The organism is Desulfovibrio intestinivivus (genome assembly GCF_053570665.1).
In genome coordinates, this window is sequence record NZ_JBRBQT010000001.1 from 1,554,531 (window position 1) to 1,567,426 (window position 12,896).

Consider the following 12,896-nt stretch of genomic DNA (forward strand, 5'->3'; position numbering starts at 1 on the left):
AAAAAGGAGTTGTTTATGACACATCAGGAATTGGTAGAAGCCTTTTCCGCCAAGGCTGCGGCTGTTAACGCCGTAGTGCAGGAAGTGCCCAACATGGCAGCCGCCTTGCAGTATGTTGTGGACGTTTGCGCCAACAAGGCTCCCGCAGAGCTTTTGGCTGACGAACCCGGCACGGAACAAGGCCCCCTTGGCCCCAATAAGGTTCCCACGCGCGTGCAGCGTGTGGTGGCAGCGCCGCAGCTTGGCGACGCCGACTTTGCCGCGCTGGCAGCTGCCTGTGAAGAAAAAGGTTTTCTGTGCATTCGTGAAGGGCTGCGCAACTATCTTGCCGGTATTGACGTGGGCGTCTCCACTGCCGAGCTTGGCGTTGCCGCCAGCGGCACCTGCCTGCTCAATACCGACAGCGAAGACGTGCGCCTTACGGGCATGATCTCGGAAGTTTCCGTGCTGATGCTGCGCAAGTCCACCATCTACCCCGATCTGCCCTCCATAGCCCAGTTGCTGCGCGAGCGCATGAACGAAGGTACTGCCACGTACACCACCCTGGTGACTGGCCCCAGCCGTACCGCCGACATTGAGCGCGTGGCTGCCGTGGGCGTGCATGGGCCGCTGGAACTGCATATCATTCTGCTGGAGGACTAACCCATGCATGACGCCCTCAAGAGCTCATCGGGATATCATAAGGAACTGGACGAAGCCCTGAACGACGAATTTTTGCGTCGCACGCTTGATACCTTTGCCGTGGCCTACCGCGCCAACCGCGAAGCCGTGTTCAAGGAAGTGGACGAGAAAGCGCTGATCAAGCAGATCGCCGACGCCAAGGACTACGCCTGTCAGCACATGGACGAACTGTACGCTCAGTTCAAGGCCGAAGCTGAAAAGCGCGGCGTGCACGTGCACCGTGCCGCCACCGCTGCCGAAGCCAACGACATGATCGTTCGCATCGCCAAAGAAAACAAAGTGAAGAAGGTGGTCAAGTCCAAGTCCATGACCGCCGAAGAAATCGGCCTGAACACCGCGCTGGAAGGCAACGGCCTGATCGTGGACGAAACCGACCTTGGCGAATGGATCATCCAGCTGCGCCACGAAGGTCCTTCGCACATGGTTATGCCCGCCATCCACCTTTCGCGTTATCAGGTGGCGGACGACTTCACCAAGGCCACCGGCGTCAAGCAGGATTCTGACGTGCAGCGTCTGGTCAAGGTGGCCCGCGTGCAGTTGCGCCGCAAGTTCATCGCCGCCGACATGGGCGTGAGCGGCTGTAACTTTGCCGTGGCCGAAAACGGCGCGATCTCCACCGTGACCAACGAAGGCAACGCCCGCATGGTTACGACCCTGCCGCGTGTGCACGTTGCCATTGCCGGTCTGGACAAGCTCGTTGCCAAGCTGGACGATGCCCTGGTGGCCCTTCAGGTGCTGCCCCGCAACGCCACCGCCCAGCGCCTTACCTCCTATGTTACCTGGATGTGCGGCGCAGGCCCCTGCGCGGCCAATGCCGACGATAAAAAGATTCTGCATGTTATCTTCCTCGATAACGGCCGTACCGAAATCGCCAAGGATCCCCTGTTCTCGCAGGTGTTCCGCTGCGTGCGCTGCGGCGCTTGCGCCAACGTCTGCCCCGTGTACCGCCTCGTGGGCGGCCACAAGATGGGCTACATCTACATTGGCGCCATCGGCCTGATCCTTACCTACTTCTTCCACGGCAAGGATCGTGCGCGTATTCTCAGCCAGAACTGCATGGGCTGCGAATCGTGCGCCAATGTGTGCGCTGGCGGCATCGACCTGCCGCGTCTTATCCGCGAAGTGCGCTCGCGCCTCAACGTGGAGCAGGGCGCGCCCATCGAAGCCAACCTGCTTTCCGCTGTGATGAAGAACCGCAAGCTGTTCCACAAGCTGCTCAAGTTCGCCAGCTTCGCCCAGAAGCCCTTCACTCGTGGGGCGCAGTTCCAGCGCCATCTGCCTGCCGTCTTCCTTGGCAAGCACAACTTCAAGGCTCTGCCCGCCATTGCAAACAAGTCCTTCCGCGACCGTTGGCCCGAACTGGCCCCCAAGGTGCAGAACCCCACCTATCGTGTGGCTATCTTCGCTGGCTGCGCCCAGGACTTCATCTACCCCGAAGAACTGGAAGCCTGCGTGAAGATTCTGGCCGCCAAGAACGTGGCCGTGGACTTCCCCATGGAACAGTCCTGCTGCGGCTTGCCCCTCGAAATGATGGGCCAGCGCAAAACCTCCATGGATGTGGCCAAGCAGAACATTGCGGCCTTCCGTGGCGGCAACTACGACTACATCATCACGCTGTGCGCCAGCTGCGCCGGTCATCTTACGCACCACTATCCTGAAATTCTCGACAATGATTTCTCGACTGTGGAAGCTCAGGCCTTTGCGTCCAAGATTATCGACTTCAGCTCCTTTGTGCATGACGTGCTGGGCCTCAAGGCTGAGGACTTCAACAAGTCTGCGCAGAAGGTCACCTACCACGCCGCTTGCCACCTGTGCCGTGGCCTGGGCGTCAAAAAGGCCCCTCGCGAGCTTATTGGCGATGCGGCTGAATACGTGCCTTGCGAGGAAGAAGAAGTGTGTTGCGGCTTTGGCGGCAGCTACTCAGTGAAGTTCCCCGAAATCTCCGCCCAGTTGCTGGACAAGAAGATCGCCAACATGAAGGCCACCGGCGCTGACCGCCTGGTGGTGGACTGCCCCGGCTGCGTCATGCAGATCCGTGGCGGTGCTGAAAAGCAGGGCCTCAAGATCAAGGTCGATCATATTGCCGAGCTTCTGGCTGAAAACCTGAAAAAATAATCCAACGAAACATCTTCCTGCGGATTGAAAGCCAAGGCTCTTCATCCGCAGGAAAGTTGAGGGAAGGTGCGGTTCTCCACTGTGGGGAGGGCCGCACCTATATCTTTTTCAAATTTCCGTGTTGAGCTGCTTGGGAAGATGAGGTTCTGCGCGCCGCACGTTTTGGCCTTTCACGTCCAGCGGCGCCAGGTGGGCATTATCTGCACCGTGCTGGTGATGCTTAATCCTGGAGTGTTTTAGAATGCTGGCGGCATAGCCGCAGCACATATGTTGTAAAGGCCGCTCAGCATTGCTGGGCGGCCTTTGCGCATAGATCGGGCTGGCGTCTGGTGGATTGTCTGGATAACCCTTTGTAGAATTCTGTTCTTCTAATGACTGCGTTGTTTACCTGGGAGTTGCTTCCAGTACCAGTTGCTCACAAGCGTATTGTCACGTGACGCCCACTCACCGCATGATTCAAAATAGTCCAGCACACTCTGCTCCTCGGGGCTGAGTTCAAGCCCGGAGCGTGCCATCTGGCGCATGCGGATAAAGATCACCAGACATTCAAAAAGCGAAAACAGATCGTCAGTCTCCAGGGCATCCTGGTTCAGGTATTTTGTAAATTCCTGATAAAAGGGGTTGTGCTCGTCAACTATGGCATCATAATCCGTGCTGAATTCCTTGAGTGACATAATGCCTGAACGAAAGTGTTTATCGAAGGGGCACTCATGACCCTGTCCTGCTTTGGCACAGAGGCGCTGCATAAGTTCTAAATGATCTGAAAGCGGCATAGCTTGGCTCCTGAGACAAAATGTTCTGCTTGGAGATAGCTTATCTTCTATAAATATTCAAATCAAGCAGGCGAAAAAAAAGCCCGCTCTTGTTCAGGGCAGGCTGTGATTATAAGCAGTGTTAAAAGGCCGAGTTTGAAACTAAAATTATTTAAGCAGTCTACTTATTATGTCCTTTAAACTGTAAAAAAGTTTTTTTGATTTTTTGCTAAAAGTAAAGGTTGCTTTTTGCAATTAGGCTAACGCTGGTTGCGCCGTGGTTGCAGATATTGCGGCTGAAAAAGTAGGCGGTACTGCTTCACTGTAGACAGCCTCTGAGGGGCTGTTACTTCGCCTTCGATAGATAGCGCCTTGTCGGAAAGCCCGAAGGGTTGAAGCTGTCCGGGCGGAACATCCATGTGTGAGAGTCTCTCGCCGCTGACATTGAACACCGGAAGGCTGCTTGAAGAAGAACCAGCCATAAGAACAGCGGTGGCATTGGCCGAAGGCGAGACGTTTTTTCCAGCGGCCGAGCGCTGTGAGGTGGCGTTGAGCAGGCTTGGCATGGAGACTTCGGCCCTGCGCAGCACATCAATAAAGTCGTTGCCGGTGCGCCCAACAAAGGTCACAAGCGAAGAGCCGTCGCCGTACACAAGCAGGCTGACGGGCATGGTGCCGCCGTGTATGCCAAAGTAGGCAGGGCGCGCGCCAGCTGGCATGACCACCCAGCCTTGTTGTTCTGGCAAACCCTGGCTGTCTATGCTCCAGGCGGTTGCAGGGACAAGGGCAGTCAGTAAAAAACAGAACAAATAAAGTGTGTTCCGCATATCATCCTGTTCCGGATAGGGAAATTTGCATGTTACGGTATGATTCTACCGCCATGTCACACCCTTTAGTGAGGCGCGCGGCAATTGTCAAGGAGACTGTGAAGGCGCATGTAATATGCCTTTACAAGCCTATCCGGGGCGGCGCTTTTTGGATTTTGGCGCAGGCGGCGTAGTTGGCTCTGGCGCTGCCTTTTGCGGCTGCGGCGTAAGGTCGGGCGGCGGTGGAATCTGGGGCAGATTCTGGGCATTGCCAAGGTAGTGCAGAAAAAAATCGCCCAGGGATTCCGTCATGCGTCTGTGGATTGCCCCGCGTGTTTCTTCAGTGACCGAGCGGCACAGTTCAGGCAACTCCATGGCCAGAGACTCGGGGCATGGCGCCATGAGCGCGCCCGTGTCGGCCTGCGGCAGGCTCAACCATCGAGGTTTTTTATCCATAAGTTCAAATATGCGCCGCGCATGCAGGGCTGGGTTGTTCAGGCTGTCATTGGGCGCGGCCATAATCAACAGCGGCGGGTAGAACCAGTGGAACGACTGGCGCGAAAACAGCATGCCAAAACCGGGCGCCACCGCCGCGATGGCGTGAATGCGCGTGTCGGCGAGGCTGCGTGTGAGCGGCAGGTTTTTGCACAGCGATTCCATGCGCTCGCGAGCCCAGGTATTGCAATACATGTCGTTTGGAGCTGTGCGCGAGCAATAGCTGGCCCAGCCCTCGCAGTCGGGCAGTGCACCGCCCAGCAACAAAGCCGCCGCGCCGCCAACGCCAAAGCCGATTGCTCCGATGCGCGAAGCGTCAATGCTGGGCTCCACTTCGGGATCATGCAGGAGCAGGTCAATGCTGCCAGAAAGTTCGTGCGCACGGTTTTCAAGCTGCTGCCAGGTCAACAGGTTGTCCATGTTGTCCATGTTGTCGCCAGGGTGATTGGGGGCAGCCACCACAAAGCCCAGCGATGCCAGCCAGGCGGCGGTATCATGGTAGGAAAAACGCGTTCCTGCGGTATCGTGCGAGAGCAGAAGCAGGGGAAAACGCCCGTCCACAGCCTTGCCTGCGCGGGAGGCGGAAATCTCCCACGGAGCATAGTTGAGATCACGCGGCGGGCGAGATGATGGATACCACACATTCACATCCAGGCGCAGGCCTGTTTCCGGCGACCACTGGCCAAGCGTTCTGAAGCCGACCATATAGGTGTCGGCGGCATTGGCGGCAGGAGCGAACAGGAGCAGGGCAAGGACAGCTATGGTGGTGAGTACGCGCATGGCTGTGTTGTGCCACAAGCGGCCTTGGGGTACAAGAGCAGACCGAAGGCGCGCCAATGCGCCCGATGAGGGAGATCAGCCTTTATGGAACTACTGAGCAGCTTTGTCAGTTTTATTCTGCACATAGACGTGCATTTGTTTGAGCTTGCCGATCAGTACGGGCTGTGGCTTTACGCCATACTGTTCGTCATTGTTTTTTGCGAAACAGGCCTTGTGGTAACCCCCTTCCTGCCAGGCGATTCCCTGCTGTTTGCCTCCGGTGTGGTGGCCGGGGCCGGGCTGCTGGGCTATGGCGAAGTGATGGGCGTACTGCTGGCGGCGGGCATACTGGGCGATGCGGTGAATTACTTTATCGGGCGGCATGTGGGCCCGGCCATCTTTTCGCGCGAGAACCGCCTTATCAAAAAGTCCCACCTGCTCAAGGCGCACGGCTTTTACGAGAGGCACGGCGGCAAGGCTATCGTGCTGGCCCGCTTTGTGCCCATTGTGCGTACCTTTGCGCCCTTTGTGGCGGGCATTGCCCTGATGCATCCGCCCACGTTTTTTCTGTTCAACATCACGGGCTGCGTACTCTGGGTGGGCGGGCTGGTTTCCGCCGGGTACTTCCTCGGTAACCTGGAATGGGCGCGGCAGAACTTCAGCCTGATTGTTTACGGCATCATCATTGTTTCCGTGCTACCCGTTGTTATTGAAGTAGCGCGCTCCAAATTTGGGAAGGGTAAGGATTAGGCCCTACAGCACCACACGCAGGCGTCCGCCTTCCATATGCGCCTCCCTGTTGATGCACAGGGGGGCGTCTTCATTATGGTGGGAGACAAAAACCATCTGGACGCCCTGCAAGGCAAGCTGATCCAGCAAATGCAGGTACTGGGCGCGGCTTGGCGCATCCAGGCCGGAGCAGGGTTCATCTAGCAGCAGGATATCCGGCCCGCCCACCAATGCGCGCGCCAGGAACAGGCGGCGCAACTGACCCGTGGACAGATGGCGGATGGATTGCCGCCCAAGCTGCTTCAGCCCCGAGGCGCTTTCATTGGGGAACATCTGGGCCATGCGGCTTGCGGCCTCGGCCCGTTCGGCATCAGAAAAACGGCGGTATACGCCTATGCTGTTGTCAAAACCCGTGCAGACCATATCAAGCGCATTGAGGGAATAGCCGTACAGAGCCTGCGAAAGATCTGACACAAGGCGCACTCCCTTGCGCAGGGCTTCAAGGGTATCTACCTGCCCGCCCTGACCGGGCAGCCAGCGGTCAAATCTGCCCCCGGCAGCAACAAATTCATCCCCAGCCAGCAGGCGCAGCAAAGTGGATTTGCCCGAGCCGTTGGCCCCGGTGATGCGCCAGTTTTCGCCCTGATGCATGCTCCAGCTGATGTCGTGCAGCACTTCCTGCCGATCAATGAATACGGTGACGTTATCCAGATCAAGCATGGCGTGCCCGCCGTTGAGCACGTGCTCCGCAACGCCAGAGGCATTGTCGTTCTGCGGCATCTTCGGCGCTTCTTCGCTGGCCTCAGACGCAGGCGGCGCCGTGAGCAGGCGGCCATTACGCACATAACGGCGGCCAGCGCACCAATCGGGAATATTGGCGGCGCGGTGCGCCGTCATTACAACCGTGCAGCGGCTGGCGTATTCACCGAGGGTCTCAAAGAAAATCTGGCGATAGCGTTCGTCAAGGCCTTCATCGCACTCGTCAAGCAGCAGTAGGGTAGGCGCGCGCAGGAGGGCGCGGCCAAGCAGCAGCAAACGCAGCTGCCCCTGCGAAAATGTGGGTACAGTGCGTTCAAGCAGGCCTTCGGCGTCAAGGCGCGCGGCCATGTCTTCCACAGCCTGCCGCCTGTAGGCCGTGCTGTCGGCATAGACCAGGGGGGTATCTTCAAAGCCTGTAAGCAGCAGGTCGCGGCCTGTGAGATCCCAGGCCTGCCGTTGATAGTTTTCCTGCTGCGCAGGAGAGACAAGGCTTGTCATGCCCCTGCCCGCCAGTGGGGAGTCTTCCGGGCCGTCAGGCCCGTGCCACTGGATGCGCCCGTGGGCGGGCCACAGCTCGCCGCGCATGAGCCGCAGCAGGGTGGACTTGCCCGAGCCATTGGGGCCAATGAGTGCGCAGTGCGCGCCGCGCCGCACCTGCCAGTTGATCTCGTGCAGCACATGCTTCTGGCTGGCGTCGCCGGGCAGGAAAAGACTTACGTCGTCAATGGATACAATAATTTCTGACATACGTGATCCGTGGTGTCAAAGGCATGCGCCGTTTTACAGGGGCAGCACAATCCGCTGGCCCCGATTAAAAATGGTGTACTCGGCAAAGCCGAAGGCGCGCGCGTAGGAGGCCAGCCGGGCAAAGCCGTAGCCCACGTCATCGGTGCCGTGCGCATCCGAGGCAAAACTCACGGGCAAGCCCATTTGCGCGGCCATAAGCATGATGGGCGGTGCGGGGTAAATTTCGCGGCAGGCCTTGCGCAGACCAGCGGAAGATATCTCCATGCTCATGCCCATACGTTGCAGGGCCGCAAGGCCGCGCTGCACCAGCGCCATGCTTTCCGGCTTTGCCAGCCAGATGTGGAACTGCTCCACAGAGAAAATCTTGATGAGGTCAGGGTGCGCGGCAATGTTGAAGAGGCCGGATAGGATCATGCGTTCCCAGGCTTCAAAATAGGCCTGGTACTGCTTGTCGCATTCTTCCTGCGAAAAGGCTTTCCACGGCTCAGCGCCATCGTCAAAGCCCCAGTGACCGATAAAATGCACGCTCCCCAGCAGGTAATCAAAGTCAAAGGCGGCGCAGGAGGCGCGTGTGTAGTCCTCCTGCCCTTCAAGCCAGTCCATTTCCATGCCGAACAAAACGCGGCAGGGGCCATTAAGGTTGGCGGCCTTGAGGGCGCAAACCTCGCGCTCGTAGTCCGGCAGGTGGCGGGTCAGCTGCTCGCGGTATTCGTGGGTGTAGTCAAAGCCCACGGGCCGGGGCGAATGCTCGGTAAAACCCATGTACTCTAGCCCCTTGGCTTGGGCGGCAGCGTACATTTCTGCCGGAGTGTTGCCGCCGTGCGAATACTTGGTGTGCGTGTGCAGGTCTGCGAGAATCATGCTGATCTTCCTGAATATGCCCGGGCCGCGCCCTTGGCCCGCCGGAGAATGACATTCCGGCCCCTGAAAGGGGATGTTGTCGATATAAGAGGGCCTGCCATAGCGGCGCAGGGGGCGGCAGGTCTGGTGCTGGTGTGACCTCTGGTTTGAGTATGACCGCGAACAGCCGGTCTGGCAAGCCGAGGCCACTGGGCAGGCGGAATTGCTGCCTGTTTTTGTCGATGGGCTATGAAAAAAGGGAGCCTCCAGCGGAGGCCCCCCTTTTATCAGATGCCGGGCTGCAATCAGCCTGCGATTCTTTTGACTATTTCCTGTCCGGCCTTGCGCCCCGCGCCCATGGCCAGAATGACCGTGGCTGCGCCGGTGACGATGTCGCCGCCCGCAAAGACGTTGGGAATGGAGGTTTCGCCAGTGGCCTCATCGGCCTCGATGTAGCCCCACTTGTTCAGCTTGAGCTCAGGGGTAGCCTCGAGGAGGATGGGGTTGGAACGAGTGCCCAGAGCCACAATGGCAAGGTCGGTGGGCAGATCGTATTCCGAGCCTTCCACCGGCACTGGCCTGCGGCGGCCAGAAGCATCGGGCTCGCCCAGTTCCATACGCTGCAGGGTTACGGACTGAAGGCGCATTTCCGCATCGCCGTTGAAGCGCAGCGGGGCGGAAAGCATGGCAAACTGCACGCCTTCTTCCTCCGCATGCTCCAGCTCTTCCAGACGGGCGGGCATTTCGGCCCTTGTGCGGCGATAGACCACATGCACGCTTTCCGCGCCCATGCGCAGGGCTGTGCGCGCCGCGTCCATGGCCACGTTGCCCGCGCCGAACACGGTAACGTGCTTGCCGGGGTAGGCCGGAGTGTCCTGCGAGGGGAAGTTGTAGGCGCGGCCAAGGTTGACGCGGGTGAGGTATTCGTTAGCGGAGAACACGCCCACCAGATTTTCGCCGGGAACGCCCAAAAAGACGGGCAGACCAGCGCCAACGCCGATGAAAATGGCATCGTATTCCTTGCGCAGGTCGTCAATATCAATGGTGCGGCCACCCACGGAATTGAGGTGGAAGTCCACACCGGCCTGACGCAGGCCGTTGATTTCCGTGGCTACCACATTCTTGGGCAGACGGAAGGCGGGGATGCCGTAAATAAGCACGCCGCCGGGCTCGTGCAGGGCTTCAAACACATCGACCTTGATGCCTGAGGTGGCGCACACGCCAGCACAGGTCAGGGACGAAGGGCCGGAGCCGATGCAGGCCACCTTTTTGGCTCCCAGGGGCAGGGCGCAGGCATTGGTGCCGGTCACCTGCTCACAGGCTGTGGTGGCGATATACGTGTCTGCCACAAAGCGCTCAAGGCGACCAATGGCCACGGGCTGACCCTTGGCCTTGAGTACGCACTTGCCTTCGCACTGGTGCTCCTGGGGGCACACGCGCCCGCACACGGCGGGGAGGCTGTTGGTGGTCTTGATGATGCGGTAGGCGGCGTCCATGTTGCCTTCGGCAACCTGATGGATAAAGTCGCGGATGGGCACTTCAACAGGGCAGCCCGAGACGCACAGGGGCTTTTTGCACTGAAGGCAGCGGCTGGCCTCGGTCTGAGCCATTTCCTTGGTGTAGCCAAGGGCGACTTCTTCAAAATTGGCGCGGCGCACATTTGCGGGCTGGCAGGGCATGTCCACACGGGGAGCCACGGTCTTTTTGGGTTTGCTATTCTCCATGGCTGACTCTCCGGTATTCTTCAATGGAAATGGTTTCCTGCTCCCGGTAGGCGGCCAGGCGGCGGCGCAGTTCGGGAAAATCCACTTCGTGACCGTCAAATTCGGGGCCGTCCACACAGGCGAACTTGGTTTTGCCGCCCACGGTGACGCGGCAGGCGCCGCACATGCCGATGCCGTCAACCATGATGGGGTTGAGGCTGACCGTGGTCTTGACGCCAAAGGGGCGCGTGGTTTCCGCCACGGCGGCCATCATTGGCACGGGGCCGACCGCCACGACTTCAAACACGTCCTTGTCCTTTTCCAGCCGGTCGCGCAGAAGCTCGGTAACAAGGCCCTTGTGGCCGTAGCTGCCATCGTCCGTGGAAACAAGCAGTTCATCCACAAAGGATTTGAGCTCGTTTTCAAAGAGCAGCAGGTCTTTGCTGCGAGCGCCGATAACGCCCACGACCTTGTTGCCGATGCGGGCATGGCCCTTGGCGATGTGGTGCATGGCGGCAATACCGGTGCCGCCGCCCACGCATACGACCGTGCCGCGTTTTTCAATATGGGTGGGGTGGCCCAGGGGGCCGCAGACGTCAAGAATGGCATCTCCAACGCCGAGCGCTTCAAGCATGGCGGTACTCTTGCCCATAACCAGATACACTATGGTAATGGTGCCGTTTTCCCGGTCAGTATCTGCAATGGTCAGCGGAATGCGCTCGCCCTGTTCGCTCATGCGCAGCATGACGAAGTGGCCGGGGCGCGCTTTCAGCGCGATTTGCGGCGCGTGGAGCACCAGTTTGCTGGTTTTGCCCGGGATCAGGCTTTCCTTGTGCAATATAGGTGTTGGCATAGGTTCTCCTCGTCAGGCATCTGAGTTGCTGCATGGTAGCTGCGATCGAAATTACTTGCAAGTAACAGTTTTATCGTATCTCTTTTACATGACTGATATAATTTGTTCTCCGTTTTTACTTTGCGCTTGCGGGCATGCAATGGGTCTTTTTTTTAGACGTAGCCTAAAGATTTGGCCTAATGTTCCGATAAAAATCTTGACGAGTGGGGAAGGGGAGAAGGTACAAAACCAAACAAGGAGGCGGACGGGGCCAACCCCTTTGCAAGGAAGCAAGTGATCCATTCATGGAGGAATGGTCATGTCGCAACACATCGGTGACGTTTTCCAGTTGGGAGCCTCGCCGCCTGAATCGGCCGATAATCCATCACATAATCGTGATCTGAGGCTGGTTGAGCGGTATCTTGCAGTTCTGGAAGAAAACAAAAAGGCATGCCGCTCAGCTTTGACTGACGCGGATATGGCTTTGGACATGGCGGGTTTTGTGCGGCGGCAGCTGCGCAGACCTGCCCAGATGCCCAGGATGTCTCCGGCCTTGCTGGCCCTGGCTCTTGTGAGGCGCGTTCCTGACGCGCCCGAACAATAAACCGGACGGAATTCTACGTTGAACTCCGGCCCGGATGCAGAACGACCATGCGTTCTCAATGCATCATTAACGCGGCATTGCAGAACACAAACCACTAGCATCACTTTTCCGTGACATGATAGGGGGCATGGCAGTCCGCAATCCATGACGAATTCTCCACTCATAGAGAGGCGGGGGCGTGGGGCCTCTGCCTCTCGCGTTTTATGCGCCGCAAATATCTTCAGTCAGCGATGGCCCGCCTCTCGTGCTGTCGTGCAGCGGCAGCACCGAAAAGTTTGAGCCGGTCGCGGCTTTGCCGCGCCGATAGCGAAATCTTTTCGTGTCTTTAGCCGAGGTTATCCTCGGCGCATTGCGCCTGTAGCGGGGGCGTGGGGCCTCTGCCTCTCGCGTTTTATGCGTCGCAAATATCTTCAGTCAGCGATGGCCCGCCTCTCGTGCTGTCGTGCAGCGGCAGCACCGAAAAGTTTGAGCCGGTCGCGGCTTTTGCCGCGCCGATAGCGAAATCTTTTCGTGCCTTTAGCCGAGGTTATCCTCGGCGCATTGCGCCTGTAGCGGGGGCGTGGGGCCTCTGCCTCTCGCGTTTTATGCGTCGCAAATATCTTCAGTCAGCGATGGCCCGCCTCTCGTGCTGTCGTGCAGCGGCAGCACCGAAAAGATTGAGCCGGTCGCGGCTTTGCCGCGCCGACAGCGGAAGCTTTTCGTGCCTTTAGCCGGTCCTCGGCGCATTGCCGTGGGGCCTCTGCCTCTCGCGTTTTATGCGTCGCAACTATCTTCAGTCAGCGATGGCCCGCCTCTCGTGCTGTTCGTGTCGCGGCTTTTTCGATAGCGAAATCTTTTCGTGTCTTTGGCCGAGGTTATCCTCGGCGCATTGCGCCTGTAGCGGGGGCGTGGGGCCTCTGCCTCTCGCGTTTTATGCGCCGCAAATATCTTCAGTCAGCGATGGCCCGCCTCTCGTGCTGTCGTGCAGCGGCAGCACCGAAAAGTTTGAGCCGGTCGCGGCTTTGCCGCGCCGATAGCGAAATCTTTTCGTGTCTTTGGCCGAGGTTATCCTCGGCGCATTGCGCCTGTAGCGGG

11 protein-coding genes are annotated in these 12,896 nt (G+C 58.7%); 4 read left to right on the top strand and 7 right to left on the bottom strand.

The window, feature by feature from the left end; translation table 11 throughout:
• The first annotated feature begins 15 nt into the window (after positions 1-15).
• Complete coding sequence (locus ACUZ9P_RS06655) at positions 16-642, top strand: LutC/YkgG family protein (RefSeq protein WP_298995468.1); 627 nt, start codon at positions 16-18, stop codon at positions 640-642.
• Between the two features lie 3 nt (positions 643-645).
• On the top strand, positions 646-2,796 hold the full coding sequence (gene ldhH / locus ACUZ9P_RS06660; RefSeq protein WP_449249124.1) for an L-lactate dehydrogenase (quinone) large subunit LdhH: 2,151 nt from the start codon (positions 646-648) through the stop codon (positions 2,794-2,796).
• A 368-nt stretch (positions 2,797-3,164) separates the two neighbouring features.
• On the opposite strand, the gene ACUZ9P_RS06665 is transcribed toward ldhH, so the two are convergent.
• The 3 genes from ACUZ9P_RS06665 to ACUZ9P_RS06675 form a co-directional block, all read right to left on the bottom strand.
• Positions 3,165-3,569 (bottom strand): hypothetical protein, encoded by a 405-nt coding sequence (locus ACUZ9P_RS06665; RefSeq protein ID WP_449249125.1) that lies wholly within the window; start codon positions 3,567-3,569, stop codon positions 3,165-3,167.
• Positions 3,570-3,808: 239 nt separating this feature from the next.
• Positions 3,809-4,375, bottom strand: a complete 567-nt coding sequence (locus ACUZ9P_RS06670; protein WP_449249126.1) for a hypothetical protein — start codon at positions 4,373-4,375, stop codon at positions 3,809-3,811.
• Positions 4,376-4,504: 129 nt separating this feature from the next.
• Complete coding sequence (locus tag ACUZ9P_RS06675) at positions 4,505-5,629, bottom strand: alpha/beta hydrolase family protein (protein WP_449249127.1); 1,125 nt, start codon at positions 5,627-5,629, stop codon at positions 4,505-4,507.
• Positions 5,630-5,713: 84 nt separating this feature from the next.
• Between ACUZ9P_RS06675 and ACUZ9P_RS06680 the strand changes: the two genes are divergently transcribed.
• A complete protein-coding gene (locus ACUZ9P_RS06680; protein ID WP_449249128.1) occupies positions 5,714-6,358 on the top strand; it encodes a DedA family protein in 645 nt (214 codons plus the stop codon).
• A 3-nt stretch (positions 6,359-6,361) separates the two neighbouring features.
• Here the strand turns inward: ACUZ9P_RS06680 and ACUZ9P_RS06685 are convergent, their stop codons facing one another.
• The 4 genes from ACUZ9P_RS06685 to ACUZ9P_RS06700 form a co-directional block, all read right to left on the bottom strand.
• Positions 6,362-7,843, bottom strand: coding sequence for an ATP-binding cassette domain-containing protein (locus ACUZ9P_RS06685; protein WP_449249129.1), 1,482 nt, complete (start codon positions 7,841-7,843; stop codon positions 6,362-6,364).
• 33 nt (positions 7,844-7,876) lie between these two features.
• Complete coding sequence (locus ACUZ9P_RS06690; RefSeq protein ID WP_449249130.1) at positions 7,877-8,704, bottom strand: histidinol-phosphatase; 828 nt, start codon at positions 8,702-8,704, stop codon at positions 7,877-7,879.
• 284 nt (positions 8,705-8,988) lie between these two features.
• Positions 8,989-10,407 (bottom strand): NADPH-dependent glutamate synthase, encoded by a 1,419-nt coding sequence (gltA, locus tag ACUZ9P_RS06695; protein WP_449249131.1) that lies wholly within the window; start codon positions 10,405-10,407, stop codon positions 8,989-8,991.
• Entirely contained in the window at positions 10,397-11,239 is an 843-nt protein-coding gene (locus tag ACUZ9P_RS06700; protein ID WP_449249132.1) for a sulfide/dihydroorotate dehydrogenase-like FAD/NAD-binding protein, read from the bottom strand. The genes gltA and ACUZ9P_RS06700 overlap by 11 nt, the downstream gene beginning before the upstream one ends.
• A gap of 298 nt (positions 11,240-11,537) precedes the next feature.
• Here ACUZ9P_RS06700 and ACUZ9P_RS06705 point away from each other — a divergent pair, with 298 nt between their 5' ends.
• Positions 11,538-11,822, top strand: coding sequence for a hypothetical protein (locus ACUZ9P_RS06705; protein WP_449249133.1), 285 nt, complete (start codon positions 11,538-11,540; stop codon positions 11,820-11,822).
• The last annotated feature ends 1,074 nt before the right edge of the window (positions 11,823-12,896 follow it).

Excerpts from the sequence above, each read along its gene's own strand:
- ACUZ9P_RS06685 (WP_449249129.1), bottom strand. The coding sequence starts at position 7,843 with ATGTCAGAAATTATTGTATCCATTGACGACGTAAGTCTTTTCCTGCCC.
- ACUZ9P_RS06670 (WP_449249126.1), bottom strand. The coding sequence starts at position 4,375 with ATGCGGAACACACTTTATTTGTTCTGTTTTTTACTGACTGCCCTTGTC.
- ACUZ9P_RS06680 (WP_449249128.1), top strand. The coding sequence starts at position 5,714 with ATGGAACTACTGAGCAGCTTTGTCAGTTTTATTCTGCACATAGACGTG.
- gltA (WP_449249131.1), bottom strand. The coding sequence starts at position 10,407 with ATGGAGAATAGCAAACCCAAAAAGACCGTGGCTCCCCGTGTGGACATG.
- ldhH (WP_449249124.1), top strand. The coding sequence starts at position 646 with ATGCATGACGCCCTCAAGAGCTCATCGGGATATCATAAGGAACTGGAC.
- ACUZ9P_RS06655 (WP_298995468.1), top strand. The coding sequence starts at position 16 with ATGACACATCAGGAATTGGTAGAAGCCTTTTCCGCCAAGGCTGCGGCT.
- ACUZ9P_RS06690 (WP_449249130.1), bottom strand. The coding sequence starts at position 8,704 with ATGATTCTCGCAGACCTGCACACGCACACCAAGTATTCGCACGGCGGC.
- ACUZ9P_RS06675 (WP_449249127.1), bottom strand. The coding sequence starts at position 5,629 with ATGCGCGTACTCACCACCATAGCTGTCCTTGCCCTGCTCCTGTTCGCT.
- ACUZ9P_RS06700 (WP_449249132.1), bottom strand. The coding sequence starts at position 11,239 with ATGCCAACACCTATATTGCACAAGGAAAGCCTGATCCCGGGCAAAACC.
- ACUZ9P_RS06665 (WP_449249125.1), bottom strand. The coding sequence starts at position 3,569 with ATGCCGCTTTCAGATCATTTAGAACTTATGCAGCGCCTCTGTGCCAAA.
- ACUZ9P_RS06705 (WP_449249133.1), top strand. The coding sequence starts at position 11,538 with ATGTCGCAACACATCGGTGACGTTTTCCAGTTGGGAGCCTCGCCGCCT.